The sequence below is a fragment of the Streptomyces sp. NPDC028331 genome (genome assembly GCF_055565775.1).
The window spans coordinates 1-15,313 of sequence record NZ_JBVHTR010000004.1; the positions used below are offsets into that span (position 1 = coordinate 1).

The 15,313-nt window shown below is 71.8% G+C and carries 15 protein-coding genes and 1 pseudogene; 6 read left to right on the top strand and 10 right to left on the bottom strand.

Features of this window, described 5'->3' with window-relative positions; translation table 11 throughout:
* A pseudogene (locus tag ACZ4SW_RS06030) lies at positions 1-120 on the bottom strand (aspartate/glutamate racemase family protein); the annotation flags it as partial.
* 2 nt (positions 121-122) lie between these two features.
* On the bottom strand, positions 123-1,601 hold the full coding sequence (locus ACZ4SW_RS06035; protein ID WP_468238529.1) for an NCS1 family nucleobase:cation symporter-1: 1,479 nt from the start codon (positions 1,599-1,601) through the stop codon (positions 123-125).
* Between the two features lie 280 nt (positions 1,602-1,881).
* Between ACZ4SW_RS06035 and ACZ4SW_RS06040 the strand changes: the two genes are divergently transcribed.
* A complete protein-coding gene (locus ACZ4SW_RS06040; RefSeq protein ID WP_468238531.1) occupies positions 1,882-2,538 on the top strand; it encodes a GntR family transcriptional regulator in 657 nt (218 codons plus the stop codon).
* Between the two features lie 55 nt (positions 2,539-2,593).
* Here ACZ4SW_RS06040 and ACZ4SW_RS06045 read toward each other — a convergent pair whose 3' ends face one another.
* Positions 2,594-3,295, bottom strand: coding sequence for a uracil-DNA glycosylase (locus ACZ4SW_RS06045; RefSeq protein WP_468238533.1), 702 nt, complete (start codon positions 3,293-3,295; stop codon positions 2,594-2,596).
* A 113-nt stretch (positions 3,296-3,408) separates the two neighbouring features.
* Here ACZ4SW_RS06045 and ACZ4SW_RS06050 point away from each other — a divergent pair, with 113 nt between their 5' ends.
* Positions 3,409-4,101 (top strand): RNA-binding S4 domain-containing protein, encoded by a 693-nt coding sequence (locus tag ACZ4SW_RS06050; protein ID WP_468238535.1) that lies wholly within the window; start codon positions 3,409-3,411, stop codon positions 4,099-4,101.
* A gap of 1 nt (position 4,102) precedes the next feature.
* On the opposite strand, the gene ACZ4SW_RS06055 is transcribed toward ACZ4SW_RS06050, so the two are convergent.
* Both ACZ4SW_RS06055 and ACZ4SW_RS06060 read right to left on the bottom strand, forming a co-directional pair.
* Positions 4,103-4,795 carry a class I SAM-dependent methyltransferase gene (locus ACZ4SW_RS06055; RefSeq protein WP_468238538.1) on the bottom strand — a complete coding sequence of 231 codons (693 nt, stop codon included), beginning with the start codon at positions 4,793-4,795 and terminating at the stop codon, positions 4,103-4,105.
* Between the two features lie 83 nt (positions 4,796-4,878).
* Positions 4,879-5,871: an acyltransferase domain-containing protein gene (locus ACZ4SW_RS06060; protein ID WP_468238540.1), complete on the bottom strand. Its 993-nt coding sequence runs from the start codon at positions 5,869-5,871 to the stop codon at positions 4,879-4,881.
* A gap of 113 nt (positions 5,872-5,984) precedes the next feature.
* Between ACZ4SW_RS06060 and ACZ4SW_RS06065 the strand changes: the two genes are divergently transcribed.
* Entirely contained in the window at positions 5,985-6,257 is a 273-nt protein-coding gene (locus ACZ4SW_RS06065) for a DUF6343 family protein (protein WP_468238542.1), read from the top strand.
* Positions 6,258-6,282: 25 nt separating this feature from the next.
* On the opposite strand, the gene ACZ4SW_RS06070 is transcribed toward ACZ4SW_RS06065, so the two are convergent.
* The 4 genes from ACZ4SW_RS06070 to rpsA all read right to left on the bottom strand — a co-directional run bounded on the left by ACZ4SW_RS06070 (position 6,283) and on the right by rpsA (position 10,106).
* Positions 6,283-6,663: a tetratricopeptide repeat protein gene (locus ACZ4SW_RS06070; RefSeq protein WP_468238545.1), complete on the bottom strand. Its 381-nt coding sequence runs from the start codon at positions 6,661-6,663 to the stop codon at positions 6,283-6,285.
* 50 nt (positions 6,664-6,713) lie between these two features.
* Complete coding sequence (coaE, locus tag ACZ4SW_RS06075) at positions 6,714-7,322, bottom strand: dephospho-CoA kinase (protein WP_468238547.1); 609 nt, start codon at positions 7,320-7,322, stop codon at positions 6,714-6,716.
* A gap of 67 nt (positions 7,323-7,389) precedes the next feature.
* Complete coding sequence (locus ACZ4SW_RS06080; RefSeq protein WP_468238549.1) at positions 7,390-8,328, bottom strand: PAC2 family protein; 939 nt, start codon at positions 8,326-8,328, stop codon at positions 7,390-7,392.
* 287 nt (positions 8,329-8,615) lie between these two features.
* On the bottom strand, positions 8,616-10,106 hold the full coding sequence (rpsA, locus tag ACZ4SW_RS06085; protein ID WP_103839640.1) for a 30S ribosomal protein S1: 1,491 nt from the start codon (positions 10,104-10,106) through the stop codon (positions 8,616-8,618).
* Between the two features lie 343 nt (positions 10,107-10,449).
* Here rpsA and ACZ4SW_RS06090 point away from each other — a divergent pair, with 343 nt between their 5' ends.
* The 3 genes from ACZ4SW_RS06090 to hrpB all read left to right on the top strand — a co-directional run bounded on the left by ACZ4SW_RS06090 (position 10,450) and on the right by hrpB (position 14,308).
* The gene (locus ACZ4SW_RS06090; protein ID WP_468238551.1) at positions 10,450-11,310 is read left to right on the top strand and encodes a class I SAM-dependent methyltransferase; all 861 of its coding nucleotides are present in this window, start codon (positions 10,450-10,452) and stop codon (positions 11,308-11,310) included.
* A 144-nt stretch (positions 11,311-11,454) separates the two neighbouring features.
* Positions 11,455-11,781, top strand: coding sequence for a hypothetical protein (locus ACZ4SW_RS06095; RefSeq protein WP_468238553.1), 327 nt, complete (start codon positions 11,455-11,457; stop codon positions 11,779-11,781).
* Positions 11,782-11,806: 25 nt separating this feature from the next.
* Positions 11,807-14,308 carry an ATP-dependent helicase HrpB gene (hrpB, locus tag ACZ4SW_RS06100; RefSeq protein WP_468238555.1) on the top strand — a complete coding sequence of 834 codons (2,502 nt, stop codon included), beginning with the start codon at positions 11,807-11,809 and terminating at the stop codon, positions 14,306-14,308.
* Here the strand turns inward: hrpB and pgfA are convergent.
* Positions 14,298-15,290 (bottom strand): cell envelope lipid trafficking protein PgfA, encoded by a 993-nt coding sequence (gene pgfA / locus ACZ4SW_RS06105; RefSeq protein ID WP_468238557.1) that lies wholly within the window; start codon positions 15,288-15,290, stop codon positions 14,298-14,300. The two genes, hrpB and pgfA, sit on opposite strands and share 11 nt — an antisense overlap.
* Positions 15,291-15,313 lie beyond the last annotated feature (23 nt).

The following is a 15,313-nucleotide window of genomic DNA, read 5'->3' on the forward strand; positions in this document are numbered from 1 at the left end:
TCGTAAGGAAGGGGAACACCAGAACCTCGCCCCCCCCGACCCGCCCCCCCCCCCCCCCCCGCGGAGGATCTCCTCGGTCATCTCCTGCGTGGTGTTGCAGTTGGTGACGACGATCCGCACGCTCAGCCCTGCAGGACGGCTGCGGTCGGAGCGACGGCCGGAGCGGCACGCTCGGAGCGGCACAGCACCAGGTACAGCGCCGCGGACAGCGCGGTTCCGATGAACCACGAGTACGGGGCGACATCGCTGAAGTCCTTGACCAGCGCGAGCACCGCCGCGACCGCCGCCGAGGGCAGGAACGCCCACAGCGCCTTGGGGTTGACGCCCTTGCGGTAGTAGTAGCGGGACCCGGGTTCGGCGCTGAAGAGCTGGTCGACGTCGATACGGCCACGCTTGACCCAGTAGTAGTCGAGCATGATCACACCGAACAGCGGGCCGAGGAAGGCGCCGAGGCCGCCGAGGAAGTAGTTGACGACGGTGGGGTTGGAGAAGAGGTTCCAGGGGGTGACGACCAGCGCGGCGACCGTGCTGATCATGCCGCCGACCTTGAAGCTGATCTTCTGGGGCCAGACGTTGGCCAGGTCGTAGGCGGGGGAGACGAAGTTGGCGACGATGTTGACGCCCATGGTGGCGACGGCGAAGGTGAACGCCGCCAGTACCAGCACCCAGGTGTTGCCGATCTTGGCGACGAGCATGGCCGGGTCGGTGATGGCCTCGCCGAACACCTTGATCGAGCCGGCCGTGACGATGACCGACACGATCACGAAGGCCGTCGAGTTGACCGGCAGGCCCCAGAAATTGCCGCGCTTGACGGTGGTGTAGCCGGGCGCGAAGCGGGAGAAGTCGCAGAAGTTGAGCATGAGGGTGCCGTAGGTGGCGAGGATGAGCCCGACGGCGCCGAACCACTGCCGCCATTGTTCGCCCGTGGAGACCGGGTGCGGGGTGGAGGTGAGGGAGATGCTCCAGTCGGCCTTCGCGAGGATCCAGACCGCCAGCGCGATCATCACCAGCCAGATGGCGGGGCCGCAGAAGTCCTGGAACTTCCGCACCGACTCCATGCCACGGCTGATGATCAGGGCCTGGATCAGCCACAGGGCGACGAACGACGTCCAGCCGAGCGCGTTCAGCCCCAGGAAGGAGTGGTGGGTCCACGACGTCAGTCCCGGCCACGCCGCGAGCAGCATGACGTTGACGGCGACGGACGCGAGGTAGGTCTGGATGCCGTACCACATGATGGCGATCACGGCCCTGATCAGAGCGGGGATGTTGGCGCCCCACACCCCGAAACTGATGCGGCTGACGACCGGGAACGGAACTCCGTGCCGCTGGCCGATCCTGCCCATCATGTTCATCCCGAGGTAGATGAGGACGAAGCCGACGAGCAGGGAGGTGAAGATCTGCCAGACGTTCATGCCGAGGACCAGCAGTCCGGCGGCGAAGGTGTAGTTGCCGAGGTTGTGGACGTCGGACATCCACATGGCGAACAGGTCGAACACCTTCCACTTGCGCTCGGCCGCGGGCGCGAGGTCTTCGTTGGTGAGGCGGGGGTCGGGGGCGAACGCTGGGACGCCGGTGGCTTCGGCGCGGTCGGCGAGGGACACGGGGCCTCCATGGGCGAGGGGACGGAGGGGCCTTCAGTACGGTCCGGTGCGGGGCGATGGCGGGTCGGGCTTCCGGAGGCGGGAATCACCGGTGGGGGCCGGATGCCGGTGCGGCCGGGGTGGGGGCCGCGGTGCGGGTGCTGCGATCGCGAGGGAACGGAATGCTCCGCGCTGTTTGGTATACCAAACAGCGGTCATGGTCTCGCCGTCAACCGTTCCGACCGATGTCCGCCCCGTTACGGCTCCGTAAAAGACCTTCCGAGTCCGCGAAGATGACCCCATGACGAAGATCGAACCCCTGGGTGCGGTGCGCGAGCGGGTGCTGGCCACGCTGCGGCAGGAGATCATCGCGGGACGGCTGCTCCCGGGCGACCGCCTGGTCGAGCGGGAGCTCGCGGAGCGGTTCGGGGTCTCCCGCGTACCGGTCCGCGAGGCGATCCGCGCACTGGTCGCCGAGGGCTTCGTGCTCTTCGAGACACCGCGCAGAACCGTCGTGCGGCGACTGACCCCGGCCGACGTCAAAGAGCTCTTCGAACTGCGCGAGGCCCTCGAGGTCTACGCAGCCGGGCTCGCGTCGGCCCGGGCGGGTGAGAAGGAACTGGCGGAACTGGCGGAACTGCTCGACCAGGCCGCGGCCGCGACCGCCGCCGGCGACGCGGAGACGATCACGGACATCAACACCCGCTTCCACGGCCGGATCCTCGCCATGGCCGGAAACAGCCTGCTGATCTCCGTCATGGAACCGGTCGACGGACGCCTGCGCTGGCTCACCCGCCGGAACGAGGAGTGGTCCCGGCTCCTGGCCGAACACCGCGAGCTGTACGAGGCGATCGCCTCCGGCGACCCGGACCGCGCCCGCGCCCACGCCCTCGCCCATGTGCGCGCCAACTACCGCTCCACGGTGCGGCACCTGTTCGCGGACGAGGAGCTGCCCTAGGTCTGCTGCCCAGGCAGGTTGACCGGCGTCCCCGGGCAGTGCGCCTGGGGCGCGGCTACGGCTTGACCGGGAGCCCCGCCGCCTCCGCCGCCGTGCGCAGGACGTCCCGCAGCATCTGAGGCGTGAGCCGTCCCGTGAAGGTGTTGCGCTGGCTGACGTGGAAACAGCCGAAGACTTCCAGTCCGTCCAGTGACACCCGTGCCCCGTGCCCGAAGGCGGGCCGCGGCCGGGGTGTCGTCCAGCCGGCCTCACCGAGCGCGGTCAGCGCGGCCTGCCAGCCGAAGGAGCCGAGTGCGACCACGGAGCGCAGCGTCGGACGCAGCAGCCGCAGTTCCTGCACCAGCCACGGCCTGCATGTGTCCCGTTCCTCGGGCGTCGGCTTGTTGGCGGGCGGGGCGCAGTGCACGGGTGCGGTGACGCGTACGCCGTACAGTTCCAGGCCGTCGTCGGCGGACACCGACGTGGGCTGCGACGCCAGTCCCACGGCGTGCAGCGCCGCGTACAGCACGTCTCCGGACCGGTCTCCGGTGAACATCCGTCCGGTCCGGTTTCCGCCGTGGGCCGCGGGAGCCAGGCCTATGACGAGCAGCGGGGCGTCTGCCGGCCCGAAACCCGGCACCGGGCGTCCCCAGTACGTCCAGTCGGCGAACGCGGCCCGCTTGGTACGGGCCACCTCCTCACGCCATGCCACCAGGCGCGGGCAGGCACGGCATCCCGTGATCCGCTCGTCCAGCCGGGCGAGGCTGCTGTCGTCCATGCCTCCACGGTAGGGCCGGGCGGGGGCGACCCGAGCGGCGGTCGGCTGTCGGGCGCTGCCGCCCGCGCGAAAGGCGTCCGGTGCTCCCCGCTCGGCGAGCTAAGGTCGGGTGCATGGCTTTCGAAGGTGCGGACCACGAGACGGCGGACGGGACCGAGAGGCCCCGCGCGGCTGGGACAGGCCGGGACTCCGAGGCGCGCCGCGGTGACAAGGCGGACCGGCGGGACGAGGGCACGGCCACGGAGGTCCGAGCCGCCGACGCGCAGGTCTCTGCGGAGCCGACAGGGGCCGATCCGACCGTCGTGGACCCGAGGACCGCCGCCTCGGTGGCCGCCGCCGAGGCGGCCGGCCCGGGGAACGGCGAGAGCGTCCGCATCGACAGTTGGATCTGGTCCGTGCGGCTCGTCAAGACCCGCTCGATGGGCGCCGCCGCCTGCCGGGGCGGGCACGTCCGGGTGAACGGCGAGCGCGTGAAGCCCGCATACAACGTGCGCATCGGCGACGAGGTGCGCCTCAGGCACGAGGGCCGGGAGCGGGTCGTCGTCGTGAAGCGTCTGATCCGCAAGCGCGTCGGCGCCCCGGTGGCCGTGCAGTGCTACATCGACAACAGCCCTCCCCCGCCGCCCCGCGAGGCCGTGGCGCCGGCAGGTGTCCGCGACCGCGGTACGGGCCGGCCCACCAAGCGCGACCGCCGCGAGACGGAGCGCCTGCGCGGCCTGGCCGCGGCCGCGGGCGGCGGCTTCGCGAGCGGTGCGGGCACCCCGGGCCGGTCCGGCGGCCGGAGCCGGCCCAAAGGCGGCCGCTGAGCTACCCCGCCCGCACCGCCCTCACCCACATCCGGTCGGCCGTCAGATAGCTGTCCACGCGCAGTCCCGCCTCCGCCAGCGCCTCCTCGAACTGCTGTCTGCTCAGCGGCCGGGCGAGGAACGTCTGGGTCCAGGTCGCGTCCGGGAACTCGTACTCCGCTCGCACCGAGTTGACCCCGTCCCCCACGGGCTCCGAGGAGGCGATCCGCACGGTGAAGCCGCTCGGGTCCACCCGCTCGCGTGGCACGTTCGTGTGGTAGTCCTCGCCCTCCCTCTGGATCAGCACATACCCGCCGCGGGCCACGTGCCGGGCGCACGTCCGCAGCAGTCGTCTGCGCACCTCGACGTCCCCGGCGTGCACGAGGAACGACGCGAGCAGCACCACGTCGAACGTCTCACCCAGATCCAGGTCTTCGATCGGGCTGCACACCGTGCGTGCGCCGCGCACGCGCTCCAGCATCTCGGCCGACTCGTCCACCGCGGTGACCGCGAAGCCGCGCTCGAGCAGCGGATGGGTCATCCTCCCGACCCCGCTGCCCAGCTCCAGGATGTGCGCGCCCGTCGGCACGGCGGCGGCGATGATGTCCGGCTCGTCCCCGGGCGGTAACCGTGAGTACAGCTCGACCGCACAGCCATCGGGCGTGATCGCGCCGGGGCCCGTGCCCCCGTAACCGGTCCGCATCTTCTGCCTCATGCACGTCCAACGGGCCGCCGCACGTGGCCCGTTCCCGGTCCGCCGTCACCCGATGGGGTGAAACGTTCGAGGGTCGAACGCCGTCACAGCACGAACCAGCCGTGGCCCCCGTACCAGTGCCCGCCCGCTCGCAGATGGTCCCCCACCGCTCGCTCCAGGCTGCTGCGGCGGGGCAGCTCCCGCACCGGCAGCTCCGGGTCGCCGAAGACGAAGCCGACCGGTGCCCCGTCGTCCGGTGTGGTGTCCTGGTGGGCGAGCTCGAAGCGGTCCTGGAAGCGGATGATGTTGGAGTCCGCCGGAAGGTACCGCTTGAGCTGGGGATCGAGCAGCCAGGAGTGGCACACGGCGATCTCATGGCGTTCGTCGGGGTAGTGCCGGGCGAAGAAGGCCCGTGCCAGCGCCAGGGACCGCTCACAGGCGGACGGCGACAAGGGGCCCCTGAAGTCGGGAATGTGCAGGCTCAGACAGAGGTCTCCGGGCCCCTGCGCCCGGCCCGCCGCCACGACGGCCCGCCCCGTGCGCTGCCCCAGCCGCGCCCGCTGGAACTGCAGCCGCCCCAGTTGGAACAGCTCCCCGTGGAAGTGCAGCGCGATCCACCAGGGGAACAGCAGCCCGCCCGTGCCACGGCGCCGGCGGTGCACCGCCATGTGCCGTCCGAGGTCGGCGAAGGTGCGCCGGGACACCTCCTCAGGGATGCCGCGCTCGCGGTGGTACGCCTGCGCGTACGGCAGCGCCGCGACGAAGACGTACACGGGGAAGAGCCGTCCGAGCGGCCCCGCCGACGCGGGGAACTCCGGTGGCTCCCAGCCCTTGCCGATCTCCCCCATGTCGCGCACCGAGCGGGCGACGCACCGCTGCAGCAGCGCCATGGCCTCCGGGTCCGCGCAGAGCCGGGCGCGCTGTGCGACGAGTTCGTTGACGTCCTCGTGGGGCACGGACAGGTCCAGCAGGACGTCGGGCAGCTCGTCCGCGTCGGGCAGGGTGGCCTGCACCCGCGTGTCGCCGTCGCTGTCGCTGTCGAGATCCCTCAGCCACTCGGCGAGCCGCGCGTCCGCCCGCAGCGTCTCCAGCAGCACCGTCGCCTCCCCACACGGACCGGGCCCGCTGCCGTTTCACGGCCGTTCGAATCCGGTCGCCCTCCCATGGTGAACGTGCACCCCGAAGGGTACTGGTGGCTTGAGGAGCAGTGATGGCGATGCGTACAGGCAGTGAACCGGCGACGGCGCGCAGTGCGCTGCGAGCCCGCTTCTGGCTGAGCCTGTGGGGTCTGGTGTGGGCCACCTTCGGCACGGTCGTGTTCGCGCTCCTCGGCCGACCGGGCTGGGCGGCCGCGTGCGGTGCGCTCTGGCTGGTCGTGACCGTGGACATGACCATGATCGTGCGGCACATGCGTCAGGGACCGCACTGGCAGCCGGGCCATGACGTCCCGCCGTACCTGCCACCGGAACAGCACCGCAGGTAGCCGCTCCCGGGAGGCCGGGCGCGCCCTAGGAGTCGAACCGTGCCGCCCTCAGGTACTGCGGGTTCGGGTCCAGTGCGGCGGCCAGCCGGAAGTGCCGCTTCGCCTCGTCGGGCCGGGCCTGGCGCTCGTAGGTGCGGGCGAGTGCGAAGTGCGCGAACGCGTTGTCCGGCTCGCGTTCCAGCACGATGCTGAATTCCAGCTCGGCGGGTCGCAGTTGCGCGGCGGCGAAGAAGGCACGCGCGCGCAGCAGCCGGGCGGCGGTGTTCTCGGGGTGGGCGGCGATCACGCCGTCGAGCAGCTTGACCGCACCACGCGGATCCCGGGCGGCGAGGAGTTGCTCCGCGGCGCGGAAGTCGATGACATGCGTCTCCGGAGTGGGTCCGGTGGAATCGCTGGTCTCGGGCACGGCAGATTCCTTCCCTCACTGGACCGGTTCAACGCCCTCGGGAGCCGGCGCTATTCCTGTGAACGGTGCGCTCTGCGGGTGAGTTCCTCCCAAACGTCCCTTACGCGCTGCTTCAGCTGATCGAGGGGCACGTCGTTGTCGATCACGATGTCCGCGACGGCCAGGCGCTTCTCGCGGGTCGCCTGGGCGGCCATGCGGGCGCGTGCGTCCTGCTCGGTCATACCGCGCAGGCGGACCAGCCGGTCGAGCTGGGTGGCGGGGCTGGCGTCGACGACGATCACGACGTCGTAGAGCGGGGCGAGTCCGTTCTCGGCGAGGAGGGGGACGTCGTGCACGACCACGGCGTCGTCGGGGGCGGCGGTCTCCAGTTCGCGGGAGCGGGCGCCCACCAGGGGATGCACGATCGAGTTCAGGACGGCCCGCTTGTCGGGGTCGGCGAACACGACGGAGCCCAGCCTGGGACGGTCCAGGCTGCCGTCCGGGGCGAGGACGTCCTGCCCGAAGGCCTCGACGACCGCCGCCAGCCCGGGAGTGCCGGGAGCGACGACCTCGCGCGCGATGCGGTCCGCGTCGATCAGTACGGCCCCGCAGGCGACGAGCAGCCGCGACACCTCGCTCTTGCCGGCGCCGATACCGCCGGTCAGGCCCACCTTCAGCATGCGGGAAGCCTACGGCCTGCCACTGACGGCGCCGGTGGCAGGCCGTGGGTCGAGAGCCCGACCGGGTTCAGCCATCGCCTTCGCGCTCCGCGAGGAAGCGCTCGAATTCCTGACCGATCTCGTCCGCGGACGGGATCTCCATGGGCTCCGCCAGCATGTTGCCCCGGGTCTCGGCGCCCGCCGCGGCGTCGTACTGGTGCTCGAGCCCTTGGACGAGCCGCACCAGGTCCTCGTCACCCTCCCGGATCTGCCGCTCGATCTCCGTCTGCGTGCGGTGGGCGTCGTTGCGCAGCGAGTGCGCGACTGCCGGCAGGACGAGTCCGGTGGCGGCCGTGATGGCCTCCAGGACGGTCAGTGCGGCGTCCGGATACGGGGAGCGGGCGATGTAGTGGGGGACGTGCGCGGCGACGCCCAGAACGTCGTGTCCGGCCTCCATGAGCCGGTATTCGATCAGGGATTCGGCACTGCCCGGCACCTGCGCCTCGTCGAAGGGGCTGCGGTGGCCCGGTACCAGGTCGGTGCGGTTGCCGTGCGGGGTGAGACCGACCGGCCGGGTGTGCGGAACGCCCATGGGGATGCCGTGGAAGTTCACGGACAGACGGACGCCGAGCCGCTCCACGATCTGTCCCACGGCCGCGGCGAAGCGCTCCCACTCCACGTCGGGCTCGGGCCCCGACAGCAGCAGGAAGGGCGCTCCGGTGGCGTCCTGGAGCAGGCGCACCTCGATCTTGGGGACGTCGTAGTCCGTCCAGCGGTCGCGCCGGAAGGTGAGCAGGGGACGGCGGGCGCGGTAGTCCACGAGCCGGTCGTGGTCGAAGCGGGCCACGACCTGCTGGGGCAGCGCGTCGAGGAGCCGGTCGACGACCTGGTCGCCGGTCTCGCCCGCGTCGATGTATCCGTCGAAGTGGTAGAGCATGACCAGTCCGGCCGATTCCTGGGCGAGCGCCATGTCGACGACGGCGAGGCCCTTCGGCTCCCATGCGTACAAACCCTGCGGATCAAGCACTGTAGACCGCTCCTCCTCGTGTTCGTACGGGACAACGCGGGCCGGGACACGGTCATTCCCGGTCCGCGCCCCCAACTCCACGGTTTTGACCGGCCGTCCACCCGATGCCTGCCGATGCCCATGGGGAGAGCACGCGCGCGTGGAGGGCGGGCGGTCGGGGCCGGGCGGCCTCGAGGCGGGGCGGCGTACTGGGCCGGGAACGCGCCTGGGCCGGAAACGCGCCTGAGGGCCCGCCCCCACAAGGGGGACGGACCCTCAGTCATCGGCTAACGCCTGGCGGCGAGCCTTCAGCTCTGGCCGCCGGCCAGCTTCTCACGCAGGGCCGCCAGCGCCTCGTCCGACGCCAGGGCGCCGGAGTTGTCGCCGCCCTCGGAGGAGTAGGAACCGCCGGTCGCGGCCGGAGCGGCGGCCTCGCCACCCTCGGCAGCGGCAGCGGCGTCCGCCTCGCGGGACTTGATGACCTGCTGCTGGTGCTGCTCGAAGCGGGCCTGCGCCTCGGCGTACTGGCGCTCCCACTCCTCGCGCTGCTTCTCGTAGCCCGGCAGCCAGTCGTTGGTCTCCGGGTCGAAGCCCTCGGGGTAGATGTAGTTGCCCTGGTCGTCGTAGGACGCGGCCATGCCGTACAGGGTCGGGTCGAACTCGACCGCCGTCGGGTCGGCACCGAAGGACTCGTTGGCCTGCTTCAGCGAGAGGCTGATGCGACGACGCTCGAGGTCGATGTCGATGACCTTGACGAAGATCTCGTCGTTGACCTGGACGACCTGCTCCGGGATCTCCACGTGGCGCTCGGCCAGCTCGGAGATGTGGACCAGACCCTCGATGCCCTCGTCGACGCGGACGAACGCACCGAACGGAACCAGCTTCGTGACCTTGCCGGGCACGACCTGGCCGATCTGGTGGGTGCGGGCGAACTGCTGCCACGGGTCTTCCTGGGTCGCCTTCAGCGACAGGGAGACACGCTCGCGGTCCATGTCGACGTCGAGGACCTCGACGGTGACCTCCTGGCCCACCTCGACGACCTCGGACGGGTGGTCGATGTGCTTCCAGGACAGCTCGGAGACGTGGACCAGGCCGTCGACGCCACCCAGGTCCACGAAGGCACCGAAGTTGACGATCGAGGAGACGACACCGGAGCGGACCTGACCCTTCTGCAGGGTCGTGAGGAAGGTCTGGCGGACCTCGGACTGGGTCTGCTCCAGCCAGGCGCGGCGGGACAGGACCACGTTGTTGCGGTTCTTGTCCAGCTCGATGATCTTGGCCTCGAGCTCCTTGCCCACGTAGGGCTGGAGGTCGCGGACACGGCGCATCTCGACCAGGGATGCCGGGAGGAAGCCACGGAGGCCGATGTCGAGGATGAGACCACCCTTGACGACCTCGATGACGGTACCGGTGACGATGCCGTCCTCTTCCTTGATCTTCTCGATGGTGCCCCAGGCACGCTCGTACTGGGCGCGCTTCTTCGAGAGGATCAGGCGGCCTTCCTTGTCCTCCTTCTGGAGGACCAGAGCCTCGATCTCGTCGCCCACGGCAACGACCTCGTTCGGGTCGACGTCGTGCTTGATCGAGAGCTCGCGGCTCGGGATGACACCTTCGGTCTTGTAACCGATGTCGAGCAGGACCTCGTCCCGGTCGACCTTCACGATGACGCCGTCGACGATGTCGCCGTCGTTGAAGTACTTGATCGTCTCGTCGATCGCTGCGAGGAACGCTTCCTCGTTACCGATGTCGTTGACCGCTACCTGCGGGGTGGTGGCGGTGGTCTCGGTGCTGCTCGTCATGTGGAAAAGGGCTCCGGTACGGACATTGAAGTCGTAGGTACTGCTCACGCTGGAGCCCGTTTCGCTCTGCAGAAGCCGGACAGCCAAGGAAGCGCCCCACCAGCCAACTGGTGACGGCGCCTCGACAACCGAGGGGACATACAACAGATGCGAGCGCAGCCTGCTACGTCTGAGGTGCGCAGGCCCGCAGCGCAACTTGTAGCATACGGGGGCAGCCGGACAGGGTCAATGCGCGAAGGCGCACACCCGGGGCGGATCGCCGCATTCCCGGCACAAGTCGCCCTGCGACACGGGCCGCACCGGCCGATGCCACGAGGCCGTGCAGGCCGGAGGACCCTTTTCCGTGACGCCGCCGCGTCAGGCTGGACGGAAGAGTACGACGAGGGAGCCGATCATCCAAGAGCCCGAACAGTTCGAACCCGAAGCCACCCGACGCGCGGCGGGCGTCACGGAGAGTTCCCGGGCCAACCGGGGCTGGTGGGACCGGAACGCGGACGAGTACCAGATCGAGCACGGCACGTTCCTCGGCGACGACCGCTTCGTCTGGGGACCCGAAGGCCTGGACGAGGTCGAGGCCGGGTTGCTCGGCCCGCCCGAGGACCTCAAGGGCAAGGACGTCCTGGAGATCGGCGCCGGCGCGGCGCAGTGCTCCCGCTGGCTGGCCGGGCAGGGCGCCCGCCCGGTGGCCCTCGACCTCTCCCACCGTCAGCTCCAGCACGCGCTGCGGATCGGCGCCGGCTTCCCCCTGGTCCAGGCCGACGCCTGCGTCCTGCCCTTCCGGGACGCCTCTTTCGATCTGGCGTGCTCGGCGTACGGGGCGCTGCCCTTCGTGGCGGACCCGCGGCTGGTGCTGCGCGAGGTCCGCCGGGTGCTGCGGCCGGGCGGGCGGTTCGTGTTCTCGGTGACGCATCCGATCCGCTGGGCGTTCCCGGACGAGCCCGGGCCGGAGGGCCTCACGGTGTCGGCCTCCTACTTCGACCGCACGCCGTACGTCGAGCAGGACGAGGAGGGCCGGGCGGTGTACGTCGAGCACCACCGGACGCTCGGCGACCGGGTGCGGGACATCGCGACGTCGGGCTTCCGGCTCGTCGACCTGGTCGAGCCGGAGTGGCCGGCCTGGAACACGTCCGAGTGGGGCGGGTGGTCGCCGCTGCGCGGCGCGCTGATCCCGGGTACGGCGATCTTCGTGTGCGAACGGGACTGAGGTACCCGAGGGGACGGTTCCGGCCAATCTGCCGGGGCGTCGGCCGTGCGCGTATGGCCGCCGTACCGGCAGGGCACAAACGATGAGTCGACATATCACCCTCAAGGCCGCGGTCCGCGGTGTCAGGCGGTGGGGGGTACGCGCATGCACGTCTGCCCGGTCTGCCGGCGAGGGGACAGGACCACCCGGCTCCGCACGTACTGGAGGACGCTGTCGCCCGAGGCGCGGGCCGGGGCACCGCACCTCGCGCGGCCCGCACTGGAGGAGGAGCGCTGGGCGGCGCCGTTCGGGCTCCTGACCGTGGGCTGCGCCCTGCTCGTCTCGGAGGTGTGGCTGGGGTTCGTCGGCCTGGCGGGCGGGGGCCTGTGGCTGGTGTCCTTGCGCGGCAGCGTCGCGCAGACGGCGAGGCGGCGGGCCGACTGGCGCAGGCAGTTGTTCTGCCTGCGCTGCCACCACGTCTTTCCGCCGTGACACGGCCGCCTGGAACACTGGTGCGGTGATCCGCCACGACGCCCTCGACCGCCTGCCCGTCCGATCCGCCGTCCCGGCTCTCCGGGCCGCTCTGGGCGAGCACGGTGCGGCGGTGCTGTGCGCGCCGCCCGGCACCGGCAAGACGACGCTCGTGCCGCTCGCGCTGGCGGGGCTGCTGGGCGGGGGGCCCGCGCGACGCGTGGTGGTGGCCGAGCCGCGGCGGATCGCGGCGCGGGCCGCGGCACGGCGGATGGCGTGGCTGCTGGGCGAGAAGGCCGGGGAGAGCGTCGGCTACACCGTGCGCGGGGAGCGGGTGGTCGGGCGGCACGCGCGCGTGGAGGTCGTCACCACCGGGGTGCTGTTGCAGCGGCTGCAGCGGGACCAGGAGCTGGCGGACGTCGACGTGGTCGTGCTCGACGAGGTCCATGAGCGGCACCTGGACGCCGACACGGTCGCCGCCTTCCTGCTCGATGTGCGGGCGACGCTGCGGCCCGAGCTGGAACTGGTGGCGGCCTCCGCGACGACGGACGCGCAGGGCTGGGCCCGGCTGCTGGGCGGGGTGCCGGTCGTCGAGACGGAGGGTGTGTCCTACCCGGTGGAGGTGGTGTGGGCGCCCCCCGCGCGCCCCGTCCGGCCGCCCCACGGGATGCGGGTGGATCCGGCGCTGCTCGCCCATGCGGCGTCGGTGGTGCGGCGGGCGCTCGCCGAGTGCGAGGGGGACGTGCTGTGCTTTCTGCCCGGCGTCGGGGAGATCGCGCGCGTGGCGGGCCGGCTGGGGGATCTGGGCGGTGTCGAGGTGCTCCAGGTGCACGGGCGGGCTCCGGCGGCCGTGCAGGACGCGGTGCTGTCGGCCGGTTCGGGGCGGCGGGTGGTGCTGGCGACGGCCGTGGCGGAGTCCTCGCTGACCGTGCCCGGGGTTCGGGTGGTCGTCGACACCGGTCTCGCGCGCGAGCCGCGGGTCGACCATGCGCGCGGGCTGAGCGCGCTGACGACGGTGCGCGCCTCGCAGGCGGCGGGGCGGCAGCGCGCGGGCCGGGCGGGGCGTGAGGCGCCGGGCCGCGTGTACCGCTGCTGGTCGGAGGCGGAGGACGCGCGGCTGCCGCGTTTCCCGTCGCCCGAGATCCGGCTGGCCGATCTGACGGCGTTCGCGTTGCAGACGGCGTGCTGGGGCGACCCGGACGCGACCGGTCTGGCACTCCTCGACGCACCTGCGGGCGGGGCGATGGCGGCGGCACGGTCGGTGCTGACGGCGATCGGCGCGGTGGACGCGGCCGGGCGGGCCACGGAGCGGGGCGTGCGGATGTCCCGGCTGGGTCTGCATCCGCGGCTGGCGCGGGCGCTGCTGGACGCGGCCCCCCGCATCGGCGCGGAGCGGGCCGCGGAAGTGGTGGCGCTGCTGAGCGAGGAGCCGCCGCGGGAGTACGGGGACGACCTGGCGGCGGTGTGGCGGGCGGCCCGGCGCGGGGGCGACGCCTACGCGGCGCGCTGGCGCGAGGAGGTGCGCCGGCTGCGGGCGGCGGCGGGCGACGTGCCTGCCGGCGCCGCGGAGAGGGGCGACGACCACGTGGTGGGACTCGTCGCCGCCCTCGCCTTCCCGGAGCGGCTCGCGCGGGCCGACGGCGGCTCCTGCCTCATGGTGAACGGCACCCGTGCCGAGCTGAGCGAGGGGTCGGGGCTGCGCGGCGCGCCGTGGCTGGCGGTCGCCGTGGCCGACCGGCCCGTCGGCGCGGGCCACGCACGCGTGCGGCTCGCGGCCGTGGTCGACGAGGACGTGGCGCGGCAGGCGGCCGGGGCCCTGTACTCCGCGGGCGAGGAGGTGCACTGGGCCGAAGGGGACGTCGTTGCCCGGAGTGTCGAGCGGCTCGGGGCCGTCGAACTGGCGACGCGGCCGCTGCGGGACCCCGCGCCCGCCCTCGTACGTCAGGCACTGCTGGAAGGGCTGCGGCAGGAGGGCTTCGGTCTGCTGCGCTGGTCCCCTCAGGCCCGTGTGCTGCGGCAGCGGCTGGCGTTTCTGCGGCTGCACCTCGGTGAGCCGTGGCCGGACGTGCGCGACGACGCGCTGCACGCGCGCGTGGACGAGTGGCTGGAGCCGGAGCTGAGCCGCGCCCGGCGACGGGCCGACCTCGCCCGGATCGACGCGGGACAGGCCCTGACCCGGCTGCTGCCCTGGTCCACCGGGCAGGCCGCCCGGCTCGACGAACTCGCCCCCGAGCGGATCACCGTCCCGAGCGGATCCGCGATCCGGATCGACTACACCGACCCCGAGCGGCCCGTCCTCGCCGTGAAACTGCAGGAGATGTTCGGGCTCCAGGCCTCGCCCGAGATCGCCGGTGTGCCCGTCGTCGTGCACCTGCTCTCCCCCGCCGGGCGGCCCGCCGCGGTCACCGCCGACCTCGCCTCCTTCTGGCGGGACGGCTACAAGGCCGTACGGGCGGAGTTGCGCGGCCGCTACCCCAGGCATCCGTGGCCGGAGGACCCGGCCGCCGCGGAGCCGACCCGGCACACGAACGCGCGGCTCAGGCGGTGACCGGCTCGGGCTCCACGGCCTCGGCGGGCGCCGGGTCGTCCGGGCGGCGGCCGCGCGCCTCCAGGTACAGGGACAGCGTCAGCAGGGCGATGCCGAGAGCGAGGAAACCCCACGGCAGGTAGGACGTCAGGAGCAGGATCAGCAGGCGGTTGTGCTTGACCAGGGCGACCGTCGACGCGATGTAGTCCTCGCGCATCTTCACGTCCCCCGCGAAGACCGTCACCCTGTCACGGCCCCCGAGGAGCGTGCCGCCGCGCAGCTCCTCCTTGTGGATCTCCTCGCCGTAGACGGGCGCGCCGGTCAGCGGTTCGACCCAGAACTTGCGGACCGTGGTGTACCAGCGGGTCGTGCCGGTCTTCGCGACCGACTCCGGGGTGATGCCCTGCACGGGCATGACCTTCGGGAAGGGGACCTTCGTCCACGGGATCGTCTGTTCGAAGTAGTAGACCTTGACGCCCCGGAAGGTCTGCATGCCCTCGTAGTGGATGGGGGCGGTGGCGCGGGCCTGCGCGTCGAAGTACTCGTAGTCCCGTTTCCGGGTGAGGAACGGCCATTTGAACTCGATGCCGTCGCGGCGGACGGGGTCGCCGTCGACCATCTCGCCGGTGGCGTGGACGGGTTCCTGGCTGTGCGCGTCGAAGATGTACCGCTCGGGGATGCGGGACACCATGGCGCCGTCGGGTCCCTGCACATAGGACAGGCCGTCCCAGACGACCACGTCCCGGCCCGCGGTGGCCTCGATCTTCTTCGCGGCTTCCACGTCGCCCTTGAGGGTCTGCACGATGGTGACCTTGGGGACTGTGCGGGATTTCATGGTGCCGTAGTCGAGGAGGGTGGCGTTCCTCGCCTCGAGGACCATGGTCTGGTATGCGTTCGCGGGGACCTCGGCCAGGCGGGGGAAGGCGTACCAGCGCAGCAGTGGGGACAGCGCCGTGAAGAACACGGCGAGAGCGAGCAGGATCAGGCCGGCTTTGCGGCGCATCTCGGCGTCCTCCCGGTGCGTGG